The 26079-nt window shown below is 64.3% G+C and carries 20 protein-coding genes; 8 read left to right on the forward strand and 12 right to left on the reverse strand.

Annotation, left to right across the window (positions count from 1 at the left end):
- Positions 1-223: 223 nt before the first annotated feature.
- Positions 224-553 carry a helix-turn-helix domain-containing protein gene (locus GY937_19235; GenBank protein MCP5058840.1) on the reverse strand — a complete coding sequence of 110 codons (330 nt, stop codon included), beginning with the start codon at positions 551-553 and terminating at the stop codon, positions 224-226.
- Between the two features lie 275 nt (positions 554-828).
- Positions 829-1002, reverse strand: coding sequence for a hypothetical protein (locus tag GY937_19240; protein ID MCP5058841.1), 174 nt, complete (start codon positions 1000-1002; stop codon positions 829-831).
- A 416-nt stretch (positions 1003-1418) separates the two neighbouring features.
- On the opposite strand from GY937_19240, the gene GY937_19245 reads away from it, so the two are divergent.
- Positions 1419-2210: a GNAT family N-acetyltransferase gene (locus GY937_19245; protein ID MCP5058842.1), complete on the forward strand. Its 792-nt coding sequence runs from the start codon at positions 1419-1421 to the stop codon at positions 2208-2210.
- Positions 2207-3379 (forward strand): hypothetical protein, encoded by a 1173-nt coding sequence (locus tag GY937_19250; protein ID MCP5058843.1) that lies wholly within the window; start codon positions 2207-2209, stop codon positions 3377-3379. Before GY937_19245 ends, GY937_19250 begins: the two co-directional genes overlap by 4 nt.
- Before the next feature lie 170 nt (positions 3380-3549).
- On the opposite strand, the gene GY937_19255 is transcribed toward GY937_19250, so the two are convergent.
- The 4 genes from GY937_19255 to GY937_19270 form a co-directional block, all read right to left on the reverse strand.
- Complete coding sequence (locus tag GY937_19255; GenBank protein MCP5058844.1) at positions 3550-4260, reverse strand: class I SAM-dependent methyltransferase; 711 nt, start codon at positions 4258-4260, stop codon at positions 3550-3552.
- A gap of 100 nt (positions 4261-4360) precedes the next feature.
- Entirely contained in the window at positions 4361-5449 is a 1089-nt protein-coding gene (locus GY937_19260) for a Gfo/Idh/MocA family oxidoreductase (GenBank protein ID MCP5058845.1), read from the reverse strand.
- 4 nt (positions 5450-5453) lie between these two features.
- Positions 5454-6773, reverse strand: coding sequence for an aminotransferase class III-fold pyridoxal phosphate-dependent enzyme (locus GY937_19265; protein ID MCP5058846.1), 1320 nt, complete (start codon positions 6771-6773; stop codon positions 5454-5456).
- A 39-nt stretch (positions 6774-6812) separates the two neighbouring features.
- Positions 6813-7991, reverse strand: coding sequence for a sulfotransferase (locus tag GY937_19270; GenBank protein ID MCP5058847.1), 1179 nt, complete (start codon positions 7989-7991; stop codon positions 6813-6815).
- Positions 7992-8272: 281 nt separating this feature from the next.
- On the opposite strand from GY937_19270, the gene GY937_19275 reads away from it, so the two are divergent.
- The 4 genes from GY937_19275 to GY937_19290 all read left to right on the forward strand — a co-directional run bounded on the left by GY937_19275 (position 8273) and on the right by GY937_19290 (position 12934).
- The gene (locus GY937_19275) at positions 8273-8914 is read left to right on the forward strand and encodes a TetR/AcrR family transcriptional regulator (GenBank protein MCP5058848.1); all 642 of its coding nucleotides are present in this window, start codon (positions 8273-8275) and stop codon (positions 8912-8914) included.
- Complete coding sequence (locus GY937_19280; protein MCP5058849.1) at positions 8911-10017, forward strand: KR domain-containing protein; 1107 nt, start codon at positions 8911-8913, stop codon at positions 10015-10017. Before GY937_19275 ends, GY937_19280 begins: the two co-directional genes overlap by 4 nt.
- A gap of 125 nt (positions 10018-10142) precedes the next feature.
- The gene (locus GY937_19285; GenBank protein MCP5058850.1) at positions 10143-11489 is read left to right on the forward strand and encodes an amino acid permease; all 1347 of its coding nucleotides are present in this window, start codon (positions 10143-10145) and stop codon (positions 11487-11489) included.
- A 26-nt stretch (positions 11490-11515) separates the two neighbouring features.
- Positions 11516-12934, forward strand: coding sequence for an amidohydrolase family protein (locus tag GY937_19290; protein ID MCP5058851.1), 1419 nt, complete (start codon positions 11516-11518; stop codon positions 12932-12934).
- Between the two features lie 377 nt (positions 12935-13311).
- Here GY937_19290 and GY937_19295 read toward each other — a convergent pair whose 3' ends face one another.
- The 5 genes from GY937_19295 to GY937_19315 form a co-directional block, all read right to left on the reverse strand.
- The gene (locus GY937_19295) at positions 13312-14460 is read right to left on the reverse strand and encodes a response regulator (GenBank protein ID MCP5058852.1); all 1149 of its coding nucleotides are present in this window, start codon (positions 14458-14460) and stop codon (positions 13312-13314) included.
- Positions 14461-14463: 3 nt separating this feature from the next.
- A complete protein-coding gene (locus GY937_19300; protein MCP5058853.1) occupies positions 14464-15789 on the reverse strand; it encodes a PAS domain S-box protein in 1326 nt (441 codons plus the stop codon).
- A 177-nt stretch (positions 15790-15966) separates the two neighbouring features.
- Entirely contained in the window at positions 15967-17469 is a 1503-nt protein-coding gene (locus GY937_19305) for an NAD(P)/FAD-dependent oxidoreductase (protein MCP5058854.1), read from the reverse strand.
- 144 nt (positions 17470-17613) lie between these two features.
- Complete coding sequence (locus GY937_19310; protein MCP5058855.1) at positions 17614-18972, reverse strand: hypothetical protein; 1359 nt, start codon at positions 18970-18972, stop codon at positions 17614-17616.
- A gap of 98 nt (positions 18973-19070) precedes the next feature.
- Positions 19071-20411 carry an FAD-dependent oxidoreductase gene (locus GY937_19315; protein MCP5058856.1) on the reverse strand — a complete coding sequence of 447 codons (1341 nt, stop codon included), beginning with the start codon at positions 20409-20411 and terminating at the stop codon, positions 19071-19073.
- Positions 20412-20585: 174 nt separating this feature from the next.
- Between GY937_19315 and GY937_19320 the strand changes: the two genes are divergently transcribed.
- Positions 20586-22277 (forward strand): acyl-CoA dehydrogenase, encoded by a 1692-nt coding sequence (locus GY937_19320; protein MCP5058857.1) that lies wholly within the window; start codon positions 20586-20588, stop codon positions 22275-22277.
- A gap of 136 nt (positions 22278-22413) precedes the next feature.
- Complete coding sequence (locus GY937_19325; GenBank protein ID MCP5058858.1) at positions 22414-23976, forward strand: NnrS family protein; 1563 nt, start codon at positions 22414-22416, stop codon at positions 23974-23976.
- Here the strand turns inward: GY937_19325 and GY937_19330 are convergent.
- The gene (locus GY937_19330; GenBank protein MCP5058859.1) at positions 23973-25817 is read right to left on the reverse strand and encodes a PAS domain S-box protein; all 1845 of its coding nucleotides are present in this window, start codon (positions 25815-25817) and stop codon (positions 23973-23975) included. The genes GY937_19325 and GY937_19330 overlap by 4 nt on opposite strands.
- Positions 25818-26079: the final 262 nt, after the last annotated feature.

Genomic DNA, 26079 nt, shown 5'->3' on the forward strand with positions numbered 1-26079 from the left:
CGGATTTGAACCGCTGACCTGCTGATTACGAATCAGCTGACACGGGAGTTCGATGAACGGTCGGTGCCGCCGGGGTTGTTGCGGGCGCTAGGCGGACCTGCGCGGGCAGGCCGCGTGCGGCGTCGAGTACCCGGCCGCACGGGATCGGTGACATCCATCGACTGCCAACGCGTCGCGATCCGAGAGGTTTGGATCCCCTCCCGCGGTCCCCGCTGATGACGGCTTACGGTACCCGCGGCACGTCGAACTGCTGGATCGACTGGACGTACACGCCCTTCAAGACCCGCTTGAACGATCGCGGCTTCTGGGATTCCCTGAGCTTCCCTACGATCACGGCTGCGTACAGATTCTTCAGCTGATCCAACGAGGTTGCTGTGGGCCTGCCGCGGTGCTTCAACGCCAGGGCCCGGGGGCCGTCCGGCTCGTAGGCTCGGCGGAGCCGACGCACCTGCCGGCTCGTCAGGCCCAGCATCCTCGCCGCCTCACGCTGCGTCAGCCGCTTCTCGATCACCCGCTCGATCACGCCCACGCGATCCAGCTCCTCGTAGCTCATGCTCACTGTCTCCATGCCCGCGGGGGTACCCCGGGCGACTGGAGAAAGCGGACATTTCTACTTTGGAGAAACCGGACATTTCTACTTGGGTACTACAGCTCAATGTCCGGGTATGGGCGTTATGTCAAGCCCCTGCAGGGAGCCCGCGACGGGGCGATTTCAAGCTGCGCGCGCCGCACAGGCGCCGATGCCGTCGCGATCGGCTCTCCCGAACCGCGTGGCCGCCGGGCCCGGGCGCACGGGGGCCTTCGGGGCATCGGGATCTGATTCGTGAGCTACGGCACGCCGTCATCGGCTGACTGATCGAAGAACCAGTCGTCTTCCAGCTTCGCGGGCGCGTCGTGTGGGCCGGCTGCCTTGCCCAGAGGTGGGGCCCGTGCGGGAAGCTCGAGGCACTCGAGAATGCGCCGGGCGACTTCCGGGTCCTCGATCGCCGCGAGCAGACGCATGGTGGAGCCGCAGCGCGGGCACCGAAGCGCATCGATCTCGAAGACCCGCTGGAGCAGAGCGGCCCAGCGGATTCGGCCCGTGTGCTCGCGGAAGCCGGGAGCAGGGGGTCCACCATCGGGCTCTTGTCTCCGTTGGCTCGGTGCTCCCGAAGTGTCGGACTCCTCTACTCCGGTCGGCTGACGCCTCCCATCGCTCGGGAGAGGAAGGACTGGATTCCTCTACGAGCCCACCGTCGCCGCGGGTCGCGTGCCGGGAACACTCTCGACCGGTTCGCCTGCCGGGGCGTGTGCCATCGGCTGCGGCATGCCAGGGAGCGATGCGCTAGCTCGAAAATGAGCTGCAGGGCTATGCTCTGCTGAAGGGCCCGCGGTGGATCCAAGGGTAGTTGGCCGGCGAGGTGGGAGTCCAAGCGACGATGCCGGTCCCGGATTCGTTTCAGACCGCCCGACTGGAGGGCGAGAGAATCGCGCCCGCTCACCTTCCGGATCTGCGGATACTTCATCGTGACCCAAAGGTGATGGCCGGGCTGGGCGGCGTTAGAAGCTACGCCGAAACGGCGCGCTATCTCGCGCGGAATTCGAGCCACTGGGACACGCACGGGTTCGGGATCTGGATGCTGCACCCCAAGGGCGGCCAGAACTGGATCGGCCGGATCGTCCTGCGCTGGCTCTCCACCGGGACCATCGACGATGTCGAGATCGGGTTTGCCTTCCTTCCCATCTACTGGGGACAGGGCTTGGCGACCGAAGCGGCCGAATTCTGCCTCGGCGTTGCGCAAGCCGAGCTCGAGCTCCGAACCTTGATCGGTGTTACGACACCGGAGAACCTGGCTTCTCAACGGGTTCTGGGCAAGCTCGGTCTTCGCTACGAATCCGAGGTCATGGTCGAGCAGACGCGTTGTCTATTGCAGCGGATCCGTTGGAGCCTATGTCTCATGGCCCCAGGCAAGAGAAGGCCGCTGCTGTTGACCTCCTTGACCAACAACCAAAGGAGGGACACCTTGTCCAAGCACCTGGATGACTGCAGTCATCCAGGAGTTCCAACCGGTCGTCGACTACACCGAGCGCGTGCAGGCCGCCGTAGGGGTGTATTGCCGCGAGGTCGGGTAACCGGCCTCAGTCACGCAACCGCGCGTGTGCCTGGCGAGAGATGCGCGCATCCTCTCCCCTTCCCGCGCACCCACCAACCTGCAAGACTTCCCCTATGAGAGCACATCTCCTGGCCTGCGGGCTCATCGTTTGGGCATTGACTCTAGGAGCTTGTGGGCAGACACCCGACGAAACGGCTAGCGACGCCGGGAACCCGCTCATGGAGATCTACTACGTGATGGACGAGCAGGCGCAGATGCCCGTCTATGCGATCCGCGGGCCCGTCGGCTGGACGCTCGAATCCGAAGTTCAGTGGAACCTCGACAACAACGTGGTCCCTGCTGTTCTCGGCGCCTCCTTGACCGACCCGCAGGAAACGAAGCGGCTCCAGTTCTTTCCCGACCTCACCTGCTACTGGCTCACCGGCGATGCCGCGCTCAACAACCCCGGTCAAATGAACATGGGCATGCTCAACGTCGCCCCGATGGAGCCCAAAGCCGCCCTCGTCGAAGCCGTCACCCGGATCTACCAACCCGACGTCCCCGGATTCCAGATCACGGGGGTCCGCGAAGTCCCCGGCCTCCCCGCCGCGCTGGGCCAGACCGGCCCCAATTTCACCGGCGTCGGACTCCGCGCCGTGTTCCCGTGGGAAGGCCAACAAATGGAGGAAGAGATCTATGCCGTGCATGGCATCAGTTCCGCCACCATGCGCGGCGAGGCCGGGGTGACCACCCAGACGACCTGGGGACTCAGCAGCGTCCACGCCTTCATCACCCAGGAAGGAAGCCTGGACTCACATCGCAGCATGTTCACCTACATGGTTCGATCCGGCACTCCGAACCCCGCGTGGGTCGATCTCCACATGGGCGTCAAGCAGCACCTGGACGCCCAGTTCCAGCAAAATCTCGTCGACAACCGCCGAGCGCGAGAAGCCATCATGGCGCAGAGCCGAGCTCTCGCCGTCCAGAACGACGCCTTCCGCGCCAACATCATGCAACGTCACCGAGCCGCCATGGACACGACCGCCCACAAGAGCTTCATCGCCGGCATTCACAGCGGCGGATCGCCCTCATCCAGCGGTATGTCCGGGCAAGACAAGTTCATCGACTCGATCCACGACCGCGAAACCTTCCAGGATTCCTCGACGGTCACCGGCACCTCGCAACACGGCTACGCCGACCACCACTGGTCAGACGGCTGGGGCAACTACATCCACACCGACAACCCCAACGTCGACCCCAACATCGGCTCCACCATCGAGTGGCAACAACTCCAGCGGGTCGAGTAGTCGCGCCCTCATTGCGAAGGTCACCGGGGAAGCGGCGGCGCACTCAGTCGCGCATCCCGACGGCAGGGTTGGCGGGCGCCACTGATGGGAAGAACTTCTTCACCAGCGCGGACGTCTCAAGCTACCGACTCGCTGAAGGACTACGCGAGGATTGACGCAGGCCTACGAACTCATCGCGGCCGCACCACCGACAGCAGATATCCCGACTCTGCCCTGGTGGCGCGCCAGCCGGCGATCTCCTCGACGTTCAGATCCAGCTCGGCGCGCAGTTCCGCATCGGCGTCGGGGCGAAGCTCTGCGATGCGCGCTTGCATCGGGCTGTAGTAGGCCTCCCATCCCGCATCCGAAACCCGGCGTGTGGCCAGGGTTTCATAGCCTGCCGCCCGCACCCGTGCGTCGATGCCTTCCGCATCGGTGACCCCTGGATACTCGGCCCAGAACGCGAGCGCGGCATCCGACGGCGTCGCGGTGAACCAGCACGGTTCGGAAAATGCAACCGCGCCGCCGGGCGCCAGCGCCCCGGTCCAGGCCGTCAGCCCCTCGGTCACCCCGAGGAAATAGAGCGCGCCGGCACACCAGATCAAATCGAAAGGCCCTTGCAGCCGACTCATGTCACCGACCCGGGAAGTGACGCGCGGATGATCGCCCCAGCGCAGGCGCAGGTCGTCGACGAAGGGCGCGTGGCCCTCGATCGCGGTGACATGACCCTGCGGCGCCGCGGCCAGCAGCGCCTCGATGTCCGCTCCCGGTCCGCAACCCGCATCGCAGATCGCCGCATCCGGCGCCAGTCCGACCACGCCGGCGGCCCACGCCACGTCCGCCGGCTCGCCCGGCCCTTCGCGCGGCAGTCCGCGATGCAGGATGAAGAACTCGTCTCTCATACCGGTCTCAAAGAGCGGACTGGAATGTTCGAGCTGAAACTCGTTGCGACAGAACTGCTATGCGGCCGCCGCACCGAGAACCGGGTCGAGCAGGGCAAGGTCACTCCCCGATCTCCACCCAGCAACGCTCGGCCGACGACTTGCGAATCGCATCCAACACCCTCTGGGCCGCGAGCCCGTCTGCGAAGGTTGCCGGTGCTGGATCGGCCGCTGTTTCGAGTCCGAGGATGCGATCGCGCAGCGTTTCGGCGAGCTTCGTGTAGGGGCCGAGGTCGAATCCGGCCGCGTGAAGGTGGTCGTAGGCCGTCTCCATCAACTCGCGCGGGGCCGGTTCGGGGGGCAGCGTGCGGAGATCTTCCGGCACGTCGAGGGTCCGCGTCCCGGCCGCGTCCGCGACGAGGACGTCCGCGCCCTGCAACCACGCCGTGCCGTTCGATCCGGAGACGCGCGTGATCATGTCCATGGGTCCGCGTGCGCCACAAGTGCTCTGGAGGAGACCGTCGCAACCCGACGCGGTGCGGAAGTGCACCGTGTAGCTGTCTTCCACCGTCCAATCCCGATCCGTGACCCGGGAAAGCGAGGCACTCACACCGGAGATCTCTCCGAGGGTCGCGCGAACCTGATCGATGATGTGGGAGGCGTAGGCGCCCAACCAGCCGCCCCCGCTCTCCGACCGCGACCACCAATCCGGCACTTCGCTCGCGGGATCCGCCAGCACGGGCACGTTCATGATGAAAGTCGCCAGCCGGGGCTCTCCAATCGCCCCTTCACGCACAGTCCGTGTCAGCAAGGCCTGGCTGGTCGCATAACGGAACTCCGTGCCGAGCAGGTGGACGATGCCCGCCTGCTCCGCCGCTTCGAGCATGCGCTGCCCCTCGTCGGCATCGCGAGCGAAGGGCTTCTCGCACAGTACGTGCTTCCCGGCCGCGATCGCCTCCAGCACGAGTTCCGCGTGGGTGTGAGGAGGCGTCGAGATCGTGACCGCGTCCACACCCGGCAGGGCCAGTGCCTCCGCAAGAGACGTCAGTCCGCGGGGGACATCGAACATCTGGGCGCGATCCCGCGTCTTCTCGGGGTTGCGACCGACCAGGGCATGCACCTCGATACCCGCCTTGCGAAGCGCGCGTAGGTGGGTGAGCACGCCGAAGCCCGTCCCCACGATGATCGCACCCACCTTTCCTTCGCCCACTTCTCTACCTCCTGGTTCTACTTACGATCTCCGGAACCGCGTCCTGGATCGCGTCGATCGTGAAGTCGATGTCCGCGTCGCTGTGAACCGTCGAGACGAAGAACTTCTCGTGTCCTTTCAGGACGCCGCGATCCAGGAGCGCCTGGGCGAGCGCATGGCCGGGCAACGGGTCCGACCGCTGGCACGACCGATGGTCGACGATCTCCTCTTCGGTGAACCACGGTTGGAATGCCGGCGGCTCACCCGCCACCCTGCAGGCAATTCCCGCCTTGTCGAAGCTCGCCTGCAGCGCGTCCTTCAACCGCTGGCCGCGGGCGAAGAGCGTTTCGTAGAGCCCTTCCCGACGCAGCTCCTCGAGGACGGCGAGCCCCACCGAGCACGAGACCGGATTCCCACTGAAGGTCCCAGTCAACGAGACGTAGTTCCCCGTGATCTTGCGGACGCCTTCCGCAAAGACCATCAGCTCTTCGACGCCGCACACAACGGAAAGCGGATGCCCGCCCGAGAGGCTCTTTCCCATCGCACAGAGATCCGGCGTGACGCCGTAGTACTCCTGCGCGCTGCCATACGCCAATCGGAAGCCCGTCACGACCTCATCGAAGATCAGCGGGATCTCGAGCCGACGCGTCACCTCGCGAAGGCCCTCGAGGAAGCCGGGGCGCGGCGGGATCGTGCGCTGCATCGGCTCCACGATCACGGCCGCGAGCTCGTCAGCATGGGCCTCGATCAGCGCGGAGGCGCGGTCGATATCGTTGAAGGGAGCAACGAGAACCTCCTGCTGCACAGAAGCCGGGATGCCTTCGGAGTTCGGGATCGCCAGCGGGAAATCGGCCGGCTCCTTCGTCCACTGATTGCTCATCAGGACGTGGTCACCCTGCCCGTGGTAGCCCCCCTCGAATTTGAGGATCTTGTCGCGGCGGCGATAGGCACGCGCGAGGCGCAGGGCGAAGAAGACTGCATCGCTGCCGGTGCTTCCGAACGCGACGCGCTCGGCGCACGGAACGGCCCTAACGATCTCGTCGGCCAGCAGGATGGCCGGCTCGTTCGGCAGCAGGTAGCTCGTCCCGCGGCCCACCGCCTCCCGCGCAGCTTCGACCACCGCCGGGTGGGCGTGGCCCAGGAACATCGGGCCGGAGCCGAGCAGGTAGTCGATGTACTCGTTGCCGCTGACATCTACGATCTTCGAGCCGCGGCCTTCCCGGACGACCATGGCGGAATCGAGCGACATGGTGGGCGTGCGAGCGCTGGCCGGAAGGAGTGCTGCGGCTTGCGCGAGCAGGTGCTCCTCATGCTCGGTTCGGGGCTTGCGATCGAAGGAACTCATGAGCTTGCTTCCTGGCGAGGGCGTTCTGCCCGGCTGTTCCTACGCGTCTAGCCCGTACTGGCCCATGTACACAGAGAAGCGCTCGAGGATCTCGCCGTCATCGATTCCGATGTCCGACTTCTCGTAGCTGTGCTTCCCGTGCTTGCCCTGGGGATGGTCGTCGCGCCACGCCTTCATGCGGGCCTCGCCTTCCGGCGACAGCGTCTGATCGAAGCGATCGTAGATGCGCTTCACGGAGCCGACGGGATCCGCCATGAAATCCTGGAACCGCAGATCGAAGAACCTTTCGCTTCCGTGGGCGCCCCGGAATCGCATCCCCTCCTCGGCGGCGTGAGCCCAGCTCTCCATCTGCTCGCGCGCGACATACGTGAGATCGACCTCCTGCTGGTGCATGCGACGGATCTTCGAGATGAAGCTCGCGTACGAGGCCATCACGGTGCGAGGATCGCGGTGGGTCTGGATCACGCAAGCGTCGGGATACACCGCGAAGAGCGCATCGAGCTGCCGGAGGTGGACGGGATACTTGAGTAGCCAGCGTCGATCGGGTTCGGTGGAGCCGGGTTCGGTCGAACCGATCAGCTGGATCACCTTCTTGTGCCAGCGATACGACTCCGGGTGCGCGGTTCCGTGATACCACTCGTTGTAGAGCGGAAGGGTGGCAGACGTCTCGAAGCGATCATCGGTGAAGCACTGTGCGAGGATGTGGCGACACTCCTCTGGCCAATCGGCCTTCATCTCGTGCACCGCCATCAGGTCCGGCGTCGTGTTGTAGAGGAAGTCGAGCTCGGCCACCGCGGCCTGGAAGTCGGGGTTGCCTTCCCACGCGTCCCGCGGCGGGCGGGGCTGCGGCTCGGCGCAGAGCCAGTACTCGAGCTTCTGCAGCCCGGGGTCCTGCCCCATGAGGTAGTGAAGGGCCGTGCTGCCGGTTCGCACGAGGCCCGTGATGACGATCGGCCGGAGGATGTCACGCTCGAGGACCTCGGGCTGCTCCTTCAGGCGCTGTACGGTACGCAGACGGGTTGCGAGGATCTTCGTGAGCTGCCCGCGGTAGATGGCCCGGCCGAGCGAACTCAGGTTGTCGTCCTCGTCGAGGGAGGTGAGGAGCACCTCGAGGCCCTTCCGGTAGGACGGGTCTCCAAAATCGTCGAGGTGCGCTTCTTTCCGCGCTCCTTCGTGGAGCGCCTCGTTCATGGAGACGAAGCTCTCGGGCTCTCCCATGACGATCCTCCATCGGATTCAGGGGGCTCTGGCGGGCTCGAGCTTGTGGTTCGGCCGCTACGTAACCTACGACAACTCGCAGCGCGTCTCAAAGGCACTCTGCCGAGGATCAGACCTGTCCCTTTCGGTCCCGCGTACCTTGCCTCAGGCGTGAGTCGGCTGTCCGTTGGCCACCAGCGCCTACCCCGCGTACGCTTACCGAACAGCTCTCCGGGTGAGCGCTACCCGACAAAGGGTGCGCCAGGTGCTGGCTCGGAGGTACATCCGCGCACGACGGGGAGATGGGTATCGCAGGCCGACGCGAGCAGAAAGTCCGGGAGACCCGCGAGCGGATCTTTTCCGTCGCGCTCGAGGCCTTCGTGCGCCAGGGCTACGCGGCGACGACGGTCCGGGAGATCGCCAGTGGCGCGGGCATCTCGGCGGTGACGTTCCACAGCCACTATCGAACGAAGGACCACCTGCTGCAGAAGCTGGCCGAGCTGTATCTCGATGCGTTGATGGCACTACTCGACGAATTGGTGGACCGCTCGCAGCGTGGCGAGTTTCGTGCCGAGGATTTCCAGGGGCTCGCGATCGAGGCCTTCGGTGCAACCCCCACGATCGGGCGGGAGCTCGCGATCGAGGCTCAGCGGGCGATCCTGGGAACGCCGACCGGAAAACGGTTCACCCGGGAAACCCAGCTCGGGTTCACCGCCACCGCGGCGAGCCTCCAGAGCTCGGGCCACCTCCGAAGGGATTTCGACGCCAATACGATCGCGAGCGCTGCGACCAACTTCGTCGCGGGTGCATTCCACAGTTGGCTGAACGATCCCGACGCGAATCCTCCGACCGACGTCATCGAATTCCTCGTGCGGACGTTCTGGCATGCCGACGATCTGGAGGACGAGGCGCAGGGGAAGCACGGCGAGGAGTCCGGCCCATGAGTGACGAGCGACTCGGCGATGGCAAGACGATATTGCTTCTGGGCGGGTACGGTCGCGCCGGGCAGCCGCTCGCGGAGCTTCTTCTCGAGCACACCGATGCGCGTCTCATCGTCGCTGGGCGGAACGCCGAGAGCGCCGAGGCGGAGGCGAGCAGGTTGAACGCTGCGGGCCATGGAGATCGCGTCGAGGGCATGAAACTCGACGCAGCAGACGGGCCCGGGTTGGTGTCGGGGTTTCGCCGCTGTGATCTGGTCACCGTGTGTGCGCCCTTGACCGGCATCGAGGCCCAGGCGATGGAGGCCGCGCTGGAAGCCCGGATCGATTTTGTCTCTCTCAATTTGGAGGTCAGCGATCCAGCTGACGCGAAAGCATTGTCCAGTCCAGTCGAGCAGGCAGGGGCTCGGTTCGTTACCCATGCCGGATTGGTCCCAGGCGTTCCAGCCGCACTCGTGCGAGGTGCTGCCGAGCAATTGGATCGTGTTCGTGACGTGACAGTGGGTGTCTTGTTTCGCGATCGGGATCTCACCTACGGCTCGGCCATCGACATGGTGTCGGCAACGGCCCTTCCTTCGATCTTGTTCGAGAGCGGGAGCTGGCGTCAGGCACCACTGATGGCGACGCGGTCCATCGACTTTGGAGATCCGTATGGCGCGTGCGCCTGCTACCCGATGAACCTCCCCGAGTTGACGCCGCTCTCCGACCAACTCCGTTTCGAGCGCGCGGGTGCCTTTGCAGCCGGCCTGAATCCCCGCGCGAATGTCATCGCCGCCGTCTGGTTCCTGCTCAAGCTCGCACGAATTCCGAGCGCGGCCCGGCTCGGGGCCAGGCTCTTCATGCGAGCCGCCCAACGCACTCCGCCGCCCTTCGGTGTGGTCGTGGCGGTAGAACTGAGCGGTGAACGTGCAGGACAGGAACAACAGATCCGACAGGTGTTGCGGCACACGGACGGGTACATCGCCACCGCGATTCCGGCCGTGTCATGCATCTTCCAGGTACTCGACGGAACCATCTCAACGGGCCTCGGCATGATGGGGCACGTGGTCGATTCCGAACGGCTGGTTGGGGATATGCAACGCCTGGGCATGGCTGTACATCGCGATTGATTGACAGTGGGCCCGGGCCGCTGGGGCTGTGTCAATAGAATGGGGAGACGGTGGTAGCTTCTCCCCCTGCGCTTCTGCCTCCGTTTCGAACCTGGGTTCGGAGCTGAGAACCAGCGAAGGAACCAATGGCCAACGCACGCGGCGAATTGAAGCAGGTCCTCACCTTCTGGGACGTCTTCTTCATCGCCATCGGCCAGATCATCGGCGCCGGAGTCGTCGCACTCACCGGAGTGGCGATCGGCATGACCGGGCCCTCGGTCGTGCTGGCCTTTCTCGCCGCCGCCGTTCTCGTGCTGATCGTTTCTGTCTTGATCATGGTCGCTGGTGCGGCCCTTCCAGCGGTCGGCGCCTACTACGTCTGGGCTTCCAGGCTGGGAAGCGGCTGGGTGGGCTCGATCGTCCTGATGCTCATCCTCCTCGCCAGCATCAGCTTGAGCCTCTACGGAAGCTCATTCGGTCTCTATCTGAATCCGCTCTTCCCGGCGCTCTCGGTGAACGCCTGGGGCATCGTCGTGATCGTCCTTCTCTACGTCGCCAACCTCTTCGGGCTGCACATCGCATCCCGCGTCCAGCTGGCCCTGGTACTCGTCCTGCTCTCGGCGCTCTCGATGTACGCCGGCTTCGCCATGCCGAGCATCGACACCTCGATCCTCACTCCTATGTTTCCCAAGGGTCTCGTGGGCTTCGCCTCGGCGGTGTTCCTGTTGAAGTTTGCGACCGGAGGCGCCCATCTCGTCGTCGGCCTGGGAGGCGAGACCCGGAATCCGGCCCGAACCATTCCGGTGGTCATCGTGTCCTCGACCGTCTTCGTCGCGATCATCTATGGCTTCGTGGCCCTTGCAAGCGTCGGTGTCTCACCGTGGCAGGAGATGATCGACCAGCCGCTCACGGTCGCGGGCGAGAAGTTCCTGCCCGGCTGGGCGATGACGTATTTCCTCGTCGGCGGGGCGGGTATCGCCATCTGCACGACGCTCAACGCGCAGTTCATCCAGCTTCCCCGCAACTTCATGGTCGCAAGCTGGGACGACCTGCTCCCCGCGTGGGTCGGCTTGCGGAATCGCTTCGGCGCTCCGCATTGGATCCTCTCCGTCATGCTGATCGTCGGCATCGTCCCCCTCATCGCGGACCTCGATATCAGCGTGATTGCCCGGGCCGCGACGATCTCGGCCACCCTCCCCGGCCTGTTCATCTTCTGGGTCACCACACGGATCCCGACGAGGTTCCCCGCCGAGTACGAGCGATCGATGTTGAAGCTGAGCCAATTCGGACTCTGGACGTTCTTCGTCGTATCGGAGGCGCTCAGCCTCGTCGGCGTGTTCCTGCTCGCACAGGGATTGCCCCGGAACGTCGTGCTCGCGCTCGCCATCGGTCTCGTCGTGGCCGTGGCGTACTATCCGGCGCGCAGGCGCTACCTGGCCCGGCGGGGCATCGACCTGGACGCCCTCACGTCGGATCCGGCGATCTTCTCTTGATGCGATTGGATGTACTCTCTACAGCGATGCCGCGGCCCAGAACCACGACAATTCTCGCGCTGATCGTCTTGCTCTGGGGGTGCGTCACCGAGCCGAAGCAGGCAGACGTGAGTATCGAGAACGTGCATGTGATCGATGCCGCTCACGAGCTCCGCCCCGACCAGCGAGTCGTGGTGAACGGCGGGCGGATCCTGTCCGTCGCGCCAATGGCCGAGCCCGCACCCGCGGCCAAGCGCACCTATGACGCCGGTGGGCGCTACCTCATCCCGGGCCTCTGGGACATGCATGTCCACTTTCTCTACGACGAATCGCTCACGGAGAAGATGCCTGCCCTCTTTCTGAAGCACGGCATCACCAGCGTGCGGGACACGGGCGGCGAGCTCGATCGCCTTGCCGCGCTCCGTGCGCGATTGCGCGAGGACCCGGACCCGGAGCCCCGGATCTTCATTTCCGGGCCTCTCCTCGACGGCAAGTTCGTCGTCTACGACGGGAGCGACCCGGGCCGGCCGAAGCTAGGCACCGGTGTACCGGACATCGATGCCGCGCGCCGAAGCGTCCTCGCGCTCGAGGCTGGCGGTGCGGATTTCATCAAGATCTACGAACTGGTCCATCCCGACGTGTTCGAAGCCCTTGCCAGCGAGGCCCGGGCCCAGGGGCTGCCGATTGCATCTCACGTCCCGCTCATGATGACGGCCGACACGGCAGGACCCATGGTCGACTCGATGGAACACCTGCGCAACATCGAACTCGCCTGCGCAAGCAACTGGGCATCCCTGCTCGAAGTCAGACAATCGAGAATTCGCAGCTTCGTGGAAGGCCGCGGTTACGATCTGCGCCGCGAACTCCATGCCGAGCAGCGCCTTCCCGCAATCGCCGACCATGACGAAGCCCGCTGCAACACGGTGCTGGATGCGCTGACGAGCACGACCCAGGTGCCCACGCTTCGCCTCAACACGCTCGCAATGATCCGCCCGTTCGAACGGCTGGACTGGGCGCCAGCGTTGGCGGAATTGCCGGAGGACGTCCAGCAGCGCTGGCTGCCTTTCACCGCGCAGGTTTCAGCCGCAGCGGCGACGATGGATCACACCTTCGCCAAATGGAGCCTGTCCCTGATCAGCCGACTCGAAGACCGGGGTGTGCCGATCGGCGCCGGCACCGACACGCCCATCGGCCTCGCCATCCCGGGCTATAGCCTGCACACGGAACTCGAGTTGCTGGTCCGCAGCGGCATGACCCCACTCGAGGCGCTGCACGCCGCAACCGTCCAGCCCGCCCGGTTCTTCGGAATGGAAGACGAGCTGGGCCTGATCAGGCCCGGCATGCTGGCCGACCTGGTGCTGCTCGATGCCAATCCGCTGGACGACATCGAGAATACCCGCCGGATCCGTCGCGTGATGTCCCGAGGCGAATGGGCCTTCGGCTCGGTTGAAGAGCCTCAGAGGTAGGCGAGACTTCGCCCGGCACCTCAGCAGGCGGCGTGTCAGGCCGCTAGCGGTCCCGGCAGGCCTCGAACAGGTACTGCAGCACCATCCGATGCGTGTTGAAGATCGATCCGTTGAGAGCGATCGCGATGCCGATGGGGTGCCCCGCGGCTGGATGCAGCGGGGCAAGGCGTCCATCCGATCCGCCGCGCAGAATTTCAGTGCCAGACGTATATTAGGCGACTACGTGCAGCAGGTCTACCAGAAATGAACATGGCGCTATCTCACTCGTCGTCGAGCGCACGCCGGATCGTGGTCGCCAGCGTGTGGAGCTGGAACGGCTTTGCGAGGAACGCGGTAAAGCCCTCTGCCATCAGATCCTCACGGACGGCGTCTGGCGCCTAGCCGGAGGCGAGCACGACCGGGACCGCCGAGCCCCGGGCTCGAAGCCCCTTCAGCAGATCGCGCCCATCGCATCGGGGCATCATGAGATCGGCCAGTACCAGGGCGATCTCGGTCTGACGCTCGGCGAAACGCTCCAGCGCCTCGCGGCCGTCCCGGGCCGTCACCACTTCGTACCCGCAGCGCTCGAGCATTCTCCTCCCGACGCGAAGCACGGTCTCCTGGTCGTCGACGAGAAGGATGATCTCATCGCCGTGCGGTGTTTGCTTCTCGCCTTCCGCGCGGGACAAGGAAGCCAACTCGATCAGCGGCAGATGGAGCCGAATGCTCGTTCCGGTGCCGGGTGCACTCTCCACATCGACCCAGCCTTCGTGGGCCTTCACGCACGTGTACACCATGGCAAGGCCGAGCCCCGTCCCCTTGCCCTGGTCCTTGGTCGTGTAGAACGGCTCGAAGGCGCGGTCGACGACGTCCGCGGCCATGCCAACACCTGAATCGGTCACGGTGACCCGAATGTAGGAGCCGGGCGCGACACTCCCCTGAAGCCGCGCCTCAGCTTCGCCCACCTCCACAGCCTCGGTCGCGAAACTGATTTCCCCCTGGCCGTCCGCGATGGCGTCGCGCGCGTTGATACCGAGGTTGAGAAGGGCTTGTTCCAGCTGGCCCGCATCCGCGCGGATCGTGGGCATGCCCGGCCCGAGTACGGTGCGAACCTGAATGACCTCCGGGATCGAACGCCGCAGAAGGCGCCCGATCCGGTCTACGACCTCGTTCACGTCGGTCGGAGCCATGGTCGGCTCCTGCCGCCGACTGAGGGTAAGGAGCTGTTGAGTCAGCTCCATGGCGCGCTCCGCCGCGGTGCCGGCGTGTCGAAGATTCTCGGCGGCGACGGAATCCTGCGGCACATCGAGCAGGCCGAGTTCGAGCCCTCCGCAGATCCCCGTCAGCAGGTTGTTGAAATCGTGGGCGATGCCGCCTGCCAGGGTGCCGACGGCCTCCATCTTCTGGGCCTGCTGGAGTGCGCCCTCGAGCCGGCGGTGCTCCTTCTCCGCGTCCCGGAGTTCTGTCACGTCCTCCATGATGGCCAGGGCGCCCAGAATCCGGCCGTCTGAGTTGCGGTGGGGTGCGTAGTGAACGCGCACGTCCACATGTCACCCCCAGTTCGTCCTCCACTCCGCGTCCACGGTTCCGGATTCGGCCTGGTCCATGCAGCGACGAGTAACATCGGTGAGGCCCACACCGCGGAGAATGGGCCCCTCGAGCGCATCGACCCGATCCACTATGGCTTCGACCGAAGGTGCCCCGATCAACCTCGCAAGCTGCGGATTGGCGGCGACGAGGCGCCCCCGGCGATCGATGGCAGCCACGGCCAGCGGGACATTGTCGAGCAGCGTCCGGTAGCGCTCCTCGCTCTCTCGTTGCGCGTCCTCGGCCATCCTCCGTTCGGTGATATCTGCGACCGTGAGCGTCGAGCCAACCACGCCCGTCCCCTTTTCATCGAAGACAGGTCGCACCGTCACACTCAAATTGACCCGCGCCCCGCTCTTGTGAAGCGCGACGGTCTCATAGAAGGAAACAAGTTCGCCCGTGTCGACGCTATCCTGGAACGTCTCACGATCGTCTTCGACATTCTCCGCAGCGAGAAAATCGAAGATCGGTCTTCCGAGGACATCGCTCGGCTCATAGCCAAGCGTTCGGGTGAGGGCGGGATTGACGAACTCGACCACGCCTTCGATGTCGGTGCGGACGATCAGCTCGTGGGTCGTCTCCACCACGTCGCGGTATTTTCGCTCACTCTCTTGCAGGGCCGCCTCAGCCCGGTGGCGCTCGGTGATATCTCGTGCCGCTCCCTGCACGCCGATCAGCCGACCGTCCTCAACACGGATCGCCGACCCGCTCACCTCAGTCGGAGTCACCCGCCCGTCGACGTGGCGGAGCTCGGATTCGAACGTGATCTCATCGAGGTCGCCCGCCGACGCGCGGGCAAGCAAACTCCGCTCCGTGCGCGCAATCTCCGGATCCTGACTCCGTTCGATCGCGTTGGAGCCAATCATTTCCTCCGGCATCATGCCCACCATCCGCTCGGACGCTGGACTGACGTAGGTATAGTTGCCCTCCGGGTCGATGACGAAGATCATGTCGCGCGCCTGCTGGGCAAGCACGCGATAGTGCGCCTCGCTCGCGGCCAGCCGCTCTTCGGGCCTGGCCAGATCCGCGAGCATCCGCCCCAGGAACACCACGGCGAGCAGGACCATGCCACTCATCGCGAGCCCGGGAAGCTCCATACCTCCGCCTTCCAGCCAGAACGAGCCCGACGGCACCAGCGATGTCAGGCTGAGGCCCTGGCGCGTGGTCATCAGCGCGATCATCAGCGCCAGAAAGCCCATGCGCCAATCGCGCGTGCGCCGCAACAGGAGGAGGGACCAGCCCAGCGCCAACACGCGAATCACGATGGAGAGAACGAGAACCAGACCCATCGTCAGAGCAGTGCCTCCTCCTTGGCCACTTGCCGCTCCCGATAACTTACACCGGCTCGAAGAGCGGTTCAGCTCCTCAGGGCACGGTCAACCCTCCTCATCGTAACATGCCCCCTCGAAGAGAAACCTCTCCTTGCGGCTCCGGCGCCAGCGAGCTTCGCTCCTGCTGGGACAGCGTCATTCGTACTCGAACACCTCGTCGTCGAGCTCGATGTTCGGAATGTCGTTCTTCTCCGCCCAATAGTCCTGGGTGTGCTGCCATTCGGGCTTGTCGCCTCGTTTCGGAAGCAAGTGCATGCTTCGCATCAGATAGCCCGGGTTGAAGTTCTCCGGATCCATCCAGGGGAGGAGGGGCATGTCCTTGTCCTGCTCCCGGAGAACGGGCGTGACCTTCTCGAGGCGATTCTCCTTCATGTGGTTGAGGAGCCGGCAGACGAAATCACAGAGCAGTTCGACGCGTAGGGTCCAACTGGCTCGGAAGTATCCGAAGACCCACAGCATGTTCGGAATGCCGGTGAACATCATGCCGCGATAGGTAACGGTCTCGGAGAAATCGACGGGATCGCCATCGACGGCGAATGCAATATCGCCTAGCACGCTCAAGTTGAAGCCAGTCGCCGTGACGATGATGTCGGCTTCCAGGGTATTGCCCGATTTCAGCAGGATACCCTTCTCGGTGAAGCGATCGATCTCGTCGGTCACGACCGAAGCCGCACCAGAAGTGATCCCCTTGAAGATGTCGCCGTCCGGTACGAAGGCGATGCGTTGCCTCCAGGGCCGATAGGAAGGCGTGAAGTGCTTGTCGACGTCGTAGTCCGGGCCGAGTAGCGCACGAACCGCTCCGATCAGCTCGTTCTTCAGGAACTCGGGCTGCTCGAAGGACAGGCGGGTGATCGCGGCCTGGTCGTGCAGGATCTTCCTACGCGTGATCTCGTGGATCCACGTCTCGTCGATCTCCAGCTCACGCAACTGATCCGCAAGCTCGTTCTGATTGAGGCCCGGAATGAAGTAGGTCGGGGAACGCTGCAGCATCGTGACATGACCGCAGTCGCCAGCGATCGCGGGCACGAGCGTTGCCGCGGTCGCGCCCGAGCCGATGACCACGACGTTCTTCCCCTTGTAGTCCAGATCCTCCGGCCAGGTCTGGGGATGGACGATCTGGCCGTTGAAATCCTCCATCCCTTCCCACTCGGGCGTGTAGCCCGTGGCGTGCCTGTAGTAGCCCTGGCACATCCAGAGGAAGTTGGCGGTAAAGCGCACCTGCTCTCCGGTCTCTGCGCGGGTGGCCTCGAGCGTCCAGAGATTCTCTTCGCTCGACCAGCTGGCCGTCGTAATCTTGTGTCCGTAGCGGATGTGCCTATCGAGATCGTTCTCTTCGATCACCTCGCCCATGTAGGTGAGGATCTCTTCAGCCGTCGCGATCGGTGGCCCGGTCCAGGGCTTGAAGCGATAGCCGAAGGTGTAGAGATCACTGTCGGAACGGATTCCCGGGAAGCGGTGCATCTGCCATGTGCCACCAAAGCTCTCCAGGTTCTCGAGGACGACGAAGCTCCGGCCTGGGCATTGCTGAGTAAGATGATAGGCCGCGCCGACTCCCGAGATTCCGGCTCCAACGATCAGGACATCGAAATGCTCGGCTTCCTGCGGCGCGGGCTTCGTGAGTGCTTCTGTTCCGGTCATGGGATGGCCCTCTTCTTCAGCTCCGGCGGGTAGCGCCGCCTCGATGGCGGTCGGCCCCGGAGTGATCGCAGGGCTGATCATATTTCAGATCCGAACCCAGGTCATGTCGGTTGGGCCCGGGCGCGTGCCGTCCGGTTCGCGCCTTCAGGACGAAGGTGAGGGTGGCACTCGCCTCGCCGCAGCGTCCCCTCCGTTCATCCGCGCAGGGTCCCCCCACAGACAATTCGGACAATCCCTGCCTTCCACCGGCTCCGGCAGGGGCCGCTCCGGGTCCAGATCGTAGACTTCGGCGGGAAGCAGATCACTCCACTTCATGCCCGAGACGTCGGGGACGGCCACCGGGATCGGGTGCCCCCAATCATGGTCGAGCACTGCGTCCCAGCCCCCGTGCAGCTTGGTGGCCAGAATCACGCCGTTGATCAGGATTCCGTCCTCGCTCTCGTAGGTCATCCCGCCCGTCGCCGGATCTTCTGCCAGCCCGCCTAACTTGTCCGTCGTATTGCGGAGTTTTCGATAGAGCTCGATATCACCCATTTCCTTCGCCGCCCACATTCCGAACACGAGCGCGACCGGATCGGACGTTCCGCCCTTCTCCCCGTCGACCGTCGCGTAGGGGCCGAACTCGGTAACGAAGACATCCTTCCAGATGGGATAGAGCCGCTCTGACCACTCCGGAATGATTGGGCGCAAGAAGGTGATGATCCAGGCGTTGTTGTAGCCGAGCAGGCGCGTATCGACGACGTCGTGGCTCGGATGGTACTGGCGGTAGAAGAGTCCGGTCTCCGGATCGAGCATGCGCTTCTCGATGAAGTCCAGCGTCCAGGCGATCTCGTTCTCGCCATAGGAGGTGCCAAAGAGCCGGTCGTAGATATGAAGGCTGAGCATGCCGATGACGTTGCATTCCACGAACCAGTGGTCCGGCTCACAAGTCGTGCCTTCATAGATTCCCTCGTGGTGAAGGCGCATCTCGTCCACGATCTGGTTCGTGAGCCACGTGTACTCGCCTGCGTAGCGGAGGTCTCCCGTCGTCAGCTGGTAGAGGCCGTACATCAGGTTCAGGTGGCCCTTGTACATGATGTTCTGGAACGAGATGGGATCCTCGCCGAACCCCATCTCCGTAAAATCACCCCACACGAGCCGCGATTTCATCTTCTGGATCATCACGGAGAGCAGATGCTCGAGTTCCGGACGCCGCTCGGGCGCGATTCGCATCGCCGACGGAATCCCGTAGGAAGAGAAAGCGATCGTGTATTTCCAGAAGAGACGCCGCTCCCGATTCCAACCCTCGAAGAGATCTCCGCTGGCACTGAGCGTCTTGTACCCGTTGAGCACCTCCGTAAGTTGTCCGATTTCGTCATCCTGGAGCAGCCGATCAGCGGCCGGATCGAAGTAGCGCTCCGCATCGGTCAGCCCGAAGGGCAGGAAACGAACGCCTGCGTAGACGAGCCCACAGACGATCAAGAGGGTTGCCAACTGGAGGATGCGGCGCAGAAACATCTTCATTGGATTCTCCCGGACGGGCACGAACAGGCCGGTCCCCATTCCCTCATCCTACCCTTCCCTCGAACTCCGGTCTCGCTGCCGTGAGCCGGGAGCCCAGCTCAGGTGAGCCGAACTCCCTGCTTGCGAAGCGCGTCCTGAACCCGGCCGATGTCCACCTCGCGGGAGGAAACACCGGATTCGAGTGAAATGGCCGAGGCCACGCCCGCACCCTGGCCGGTGACCGTGCAGCACATCATCTGACGGGTCGCTGCGTGGGAGACCTTGTCGCCAGCGACGCAGCGGCCAGCGACGAGGAGGTTCTCGATGTCCTTGGGGACCGTGATCCGGAAAGGCACCTGGAAATAGCGTCCGGTCGAAGGCATGATCGCGATGCCATTGCCATCCAGGAACTCGGGGAAGATGCCGATCGTGTCATCGAACTCGGCCTGATTCAGGACATCGTGCTCCGTGAGGTCGTACTCACCGACGATCTTGCGCGATTCGCGGCAGCCGATCGAGGCACCGATGGTCCGCAGCCGAGCCTCCTCGAAGCCGGGTGCGTACTTCTTGAGGGCGGCCACCGCCCACATGACACGCTGGCGGCCGTCGATCTCGCCGCGGGTCAGATCCCAGACGTCTGTCGAATCGATCCCCGCCATGTGGATGGCGTTCAGATTCGGGATCTCACCGGCGTCGGTGAAGCTTCCCCAATAGCTCTCCATCCGCACGTCTTCAGGGATCTCGCCGGCTTCCTTGGCCTTGTCGAAAGGCTCGCGGATGTAGGTGCTGAATTCGTTGGTTTCCTTCTCGCCCGAGGCATCGCCCCAGTCTGCGATGGAGCTCGGGTTCTTCAAGATGTGCGTGATGAATTTGTCGAGGTCGATGCCGCTGCAACCGAAGTTCACCGTCGCACCTTCGAGATCTTCCTTCGGATCGATCCGAAATGGGGCGCCCGCGCGAGCGGCCACATCGCCGTCGCCGGTGGCATCGATCACGCGCTTCGCCAGGATCGCCTGGCGGCCCGACTTGCTCTCGGTGATGACACCCGTGATCGCACCGTCCGCCTGGAGCACATCCACGATCTGGGTGTGCAGAAGGGGCACGATGTCCGCCTCCGCAATCATCTGATCGGCGATGAACTTGAAGACCTCGGTATCGAGCACCTGATAGTGATTCACCTCGAGACTGGCGTTCATGGCCTTCGCGCGCTGCTCGAACTCGACTCCGATGCCACCGGCATCGACCGTCTTCTCCGTCGTCCGGTACCAGGCGATGGTGCCAACCATCGCCTGGGCGATGACACCGCCGAAACAGCCGTAGCGTTCGACCAGCATCACCCGGGCACCCTGGCGCGCCGCACCGAGCGCGGCAGCGAGACCGCCCGGGCCGCCTCCAACCACCAATACATCCGTTTCGGCCAGGATGGGAGTCTGCCTGGCCGGCTCCTCGATCTGCTTCATGTCGGTCTTCCTCCGCTCGGCCTCATGTTGATGCGGATCCGCTGATCCGTCGAGTGGGTCTGCCGGCTCCGGCAGGCCTCCTTCGGCCGAAGACCGGCCTTCCCGCCAGCCACCCGATGTGGTTATTCTCATCCGCCCGTCCCCGGAGGCCCTGCCTCATAAGGAGAGACCATGATCCTGCTCGACCCGAAGAACCTCGAGCGCGCCTACCCCGATGAGCGCAGCGCCGAGATCATGCGCAAGACCGTCGAATTCTTCGAAGCCAAGGGAAAGCAGAAACTCCTCGAGGATTACTATGACCGGCCCTGGTATGCGGACTTCCTCGAGTTCGTTCGCAAGGAACGCATCTTCGCCTCGATGTGCACGCCGGCCGGCGAAGGCGCGCCCGACGTGCGCTGGGATACGTGGCGCAACTGTGAGTTCGCCGAAATCCTCGGCTTCTACGGGCTCCAGTACTGGTACACGTGGCAGGTCTCGGTTCTCGGCCTCGGTCCGATCTGGATGACCGAAAACGAGGCGCTCCGAACGCGCGCTTCGAAGGCGCTCGAGGATGGCGGCATCTTTGCTTTTGGCCTCTCCGAGAAGACCCACGGCGCCGACATCTACTCGACCGACATGGTGCTCACCCGCGATGGTGATGGTTGGCGTGCAAACGGGCGTAAGTACTACATCGGGAACGGCAACGAGGCCGCGATCGTCTCCACCTTCGGACGCTTCGAAGACGGCGACGAGTATGTGTTCTTCGCCGCCGATTCGAAGCATCCGAACTACCACCTCGTAAAGAACGTCGTTGCCAGCCAGAACTACGTATCCGAATTCGAATTGCGCGACTACCCAGTGCGGGAGGAAGACATCCTCCACCGCGGCCGGGGGGCCTGGGACGCTGCGCTGAATACGGTGAACATCGGCAAGTACAACCTCGGCTGGGCTTCGATCGGGATCACCACCCACGCCCTCTACGAGGCGATCACCCACGCCAACAACCGCGTGCTCTACGGAATGCGGATCACCGAGATGTCGCATGTGCGGCGAATGTTCGTTGAAGGCCACGCGCGACTCGTCGCGATGAAGCTATTTGCATTGCGAGCCGCCGACTACATGCGAGCCGCTTCTTCCGACGATCGCCGCTACCTGCTCTACAACCCGATGGTGAAGATGAAGACCACGACCCAGGGCGAGGCCGCCATCAACCTCTTCTGGGACGCGATCGCCGCAAAGGGCTTCGAGAAGGACATGTATTTCGGTCAGGCAGCGATCGACATCCGCGCACTGCCAAAGCTCGAGGGAACGGTCCACGTCAACATCGCGCTGATCTCGAAATTCATGCCCAACTACTTCTTCAACCCGGCCGAGTATCCGGAGATCCCGCGGCAGGATCATGGGCGCAATGACGATTTCCTGTTCAACCAGGGGAGTACGCGCGGGCTCGGTCAGATCCAATTCCACGACTACCGGAAGGCCTTCGAGGGAGTCGACCTCCCGAACGTGCGCATCTTCGCTGAACAGGCCGAGACCTTCCGTCAGATGCTCCAGGAGGCACCCCCGGGGCCGGACCAGATGAAAGACGTCGATTTCCTGATGGCGGGTGGCGAAATCTTTGCACTCGTCGTCTACGCCCAGCTCATCCTCGAGAACGCGCGTATCTATGACATCGATGCCGACCAACTCGACCAGATCTTCGAGTTCATGGTTCGCGACGTCGCGGAGCACGCTCTCCAGCTCTTCGGCCAGGCGAGCAGCAACGATGTACAAATGGCCCGTTGTCAGGAGATGATGCGCAAACCCGAACACGATCCGGATCGTTACGCCCGGGTCTGGGAACGGCATGTCGAGCCCCTCGACGGCGCCTACTCCATGAATCCCTGAGGTCAGACAGCTCGACCGGTACGGACCTGGGCGTGGAAATGCCTAGACTCGCGTGCGTGCATCAGGGAAGAGCCGGATGGCGCACCCGCGCCGAACGTTGGTTCGAGGCACCGGGGCGCAAGCTCCCCGGTGGTCGATGGCTGCGTACGAGCCTCCGCACACTCCATCTCATCGCTGTCGGGGCGCTCTACGGGGGCCACGTGTATGGGGTCGAAGCCGAACGCCTCGTACCTGCTCTCGTGGCCGTCCTCGCCAGCGGCGGATCCCTGGTCGTCTTCGAAGTCTGGCAGGCGCGGATCTGGTTGGTCCAGGTACGGGGCCTTGCAACGTTCTTCAAGCTGGGGCTCGTCGCCGCCGTCAGCTTCGCCTGGGAGCTTCGGCTCGTGCTGCTGACCCTTGCGCTCGTGATCGGCAGTGTGAGTTCTCATATGCCCGGGCGTTGGCGGTACCATTCTGTACTGCACGGGCGAGTCGCCGGCTCCACGGAGAGGGGTTGAGTTCCTTGGATTCGAAACCCACGACCGATGAGACGAGCTCCTTGACCGCGGCATTGTTCGCGCTGGGCTTTCGTCCATTCTTTCTGGCAGCCGGCGTTGCCGCCATCCTCCTGATCGGCATCTGGGTGGCCGCACTCCGCGGCACCAGCCTCCCCACACTGTACGACCCGGTCGGTGGCCCCATGGCCTGGCATGGCCATGAGATGCTCTTCGGCTACGTGAGCGCGGTGATCGCGGGATTCCTGCTCACGTCCGTCCGGAACTGGACGGGGTTGCCTACCCCAACCGGCCCGCGGCTCGCCGGGCTCGCGGCGCTCTGGCTGGCAGGCCGTATCGCGCCCTTCCTTCCGGCGAGCATCCCCCCGGCGTGGGCTGCCGGCCTGGATCTCTCGTTCCTCCCGGCGTTGGCGCTCGTGCTGGCCATTCCGCTGCTGCGCCAGGGTACGACCCGCAATCTGGTCTTCGTTCCGATCCTCCTCGCATTGGCAACCGCCAATCTGCTCTTCCATCTGCAGGTACTGGGCATTGCGGGTACGGGACGTGCAGGGCAACTGCTCGCGGTGGATCTGGTCGTGCTGGTGATCACGATCATCGGCGGCCGGGTGGTGCCCTTCTTCATCGACCGTGCCATTCCAGAGGCACAGCCATTGGCGAGACCGACCCTGGACGCTCTCTGCGTTGCCGGAGTGGTGGCGCTTGGCGTGCTGCGACTGCTCGGCGCAGACGACGTGCTTCGCGTCGTTGCAGGACTCACGGCCGCGCTCCATGCGGCTCGGCTCGCAGGCTGGCATGACGTGCGGCTCTGGTCGAAGCCACTCCTCTGGGTGTTGTACCTCGGGTACGCCTGGCTCGTCGTCGGCTTCGCGATGACGGCCCTCTCCGCCGTCGTGCCCCGTTTCACATCCCTGGCTCTGCATGCATTCACCGCGGGAGCCATGGGATCGATGACTCTCGGCATGATGACGCGCGTCTCACTCGGTCATACCGGGCGCCCGTTGGTCGCTTCAGGCGCAGCGGTCTTCAGCTTCATCGCCATCTTCGCAATGGGCCTCACCCGCGTCGTCATCCCCGCCATCGCGCCGAGCCTGTATCACGACCTGATCCCGATCGCGGGGCTCTTGTGGATCGTGGCTTTTCTGCCGTTCGTCGCAGCCTTCGCACCCGTTCTCATCCGGCCGCGGCCCGATGGGCGCGCCGGCTAGCCCTCGAGCGATTTGATCTCCTCGGATTCTCCGAGCAATTCGTGGACGGCATTCCGCATCTCGGCCAAGGAAAACGGTTTGGCAAGAAAGCTCGTGGGAACGTCGCCGGACTCGGAGAGATCCAGCTGTCGATCGCTATAGCCGGACACGAACAACACGGGAAGTTCCGGCTGGGCTAGCCGCAACTGCGCCGCCAGATCCGGGCCCCGCATCTCCGGCATCACGACATCGGAGATCAACAAGTCGACCCTCCCACTGGCCGCTTCGAGAAGCGCTGCAGGGCCATCCTTCGCTTCGAGCACTTCGAAGCCGGCCCGGCGCAAGTTGTCACGTACGAGGCGCCGAACACTTTCTTCATCCTCCACCACCAGCACCCGTTGCCCTCTGGCGACGAACGCGGATGCAGGTCTCGTCTGCTCAGCCTCATCGAGAGAGACCATTTCATCGATCCGCGGGAAGAAGAGCGCAACCTCACTGCCAAGGCCAGGCGTGCTGCTCAACTGGATGCCACCGTGGCTCTGCTCGACGATGCCATACACCGAAGCCAGGCCGAGCCCCGTGCCCTCTCCCACTTCCTTCGTCGTGAAGAAGGGCTCGAAGGCGCGTTCCTGGATCTCGGGGGCCATGCCGGTGCCGGTGTCCGCAACGGTCAGCTCCGCATAGGTTCCGGCCGGAACACCGATGGCCGTGGCCTGTTCCCCCTCGACCTCCGTCTTCCGCGTCTCGATCCGCAGCGAGCCACCGTCGGGCATCGCGTCGCGAGCGTTGCTTGCCAGGTTGACCAGGACCCGTTGGATCTGGCTTGGATCGACCTCGACGCAACAATCTGCGGTGTCGAGCCGAAGCTCGAGACTCACTTCCTCGCGGATCAGGCTCGTCAACATCTCACGGAGATCGGTCACCAGCCTGTCGAGTGTCATCCGCTGCGGCTTGAGCACCTGTTGGCGGCCGAAGGCGAGAAGCTGCCCGGTGAGCGAAGCCGCCCGCTGAGTGGCGCGGCGGATCTCCCTCGCCGGCACGCCCTCATCGAGTTCATCTGCGTAGCCGGCGATGACCGTCAGCAGGTTGTTGAAATCGTGGGCAACGCCCCCAGCCAGCACACCGAGGCTCTCGAGCTTCTCCGCGACACGCAGACGCTCGCGCTCTTCCCGCTCTCGCGTGATGTCACGCCCGGCAAGGATCCAGCGCTCCTCTCCATCCGGCGTTCGGTAGCTGCTGGCGACGACTTCTTGCCAGACGGAATGGCCATCGCGATGCCGGTTTTCGATTTCGGAGCGATGGCCCGATTCCATCCGATCGTCGACGGGCGGAGCTGGCTGCAGCGGGGGCGCCGCGAGCATCTCCCCAGGATGGCGGCCCAGCATCTCATCGGGCGAATAGCCCAGTACCGACTCGAAGTGGGGATTCACGTAGAGCACGATGCCGTTGCGATCGGTCTCGACGATGGTCTGGAACGAAGCCTCACTGAGCGCCCGAAACCGCGCCTGCTCCTCCTCGAGGCGACGAGATGCGTCCTCCGCGGCTTGCCGGGCACTCTCCGTTTCCGCCACGGCCCGGGTGCGTAGCTTCTCGAAGAGAACGAGTACGCCGACGATCGCTGCGGTGAAGGCGATCGTCGACCAGGCGACCGGCAACGGCCCTTGTGAAGCCTCGCTGAGCCGTTCGCCCTGCCAACTCGCCAGGGGCGCCGCGCTCAGAATGACGACTACCGCCCACGCCCACCCGTCGCGAATCCCGAGCAGCAACACCGCGGCCACCGGCACGGTGAAGAGAAAGACCATCGACAGGGTCTGGTCCCAGACGAACGTGGCCTGGCCGGCGAGATCGAGGAACAACCCCAACGGGATCCAGGATGCCGCTGCACGAATCGAACCGGTGATCCATAGGGTCGGCAGCGGAAACGCCCACAGGAGCGTGGCAAACCAGGCCAGACGCGCCCCGAAGGGATGGCCTCCCTGCTCCGGGGGATGTCCCAGAACCGGTTGATTTTCTGAGAGTTTGAGAGCGGCGGCTCCTTCACCCTCCGTGTATTACGGAGGGGGTCACTACACCAAGAAGGAACCGCCACCATGACCAAGCATGCCAAGAAGTCCGATCATCTCC

Source organism: bacterium (genome assembly GCA_024228115.1).
Classification (GTDB): domain Bacteria; phylum Myxococcota_A; class UBA9160; order UBA9160; family UBA6930.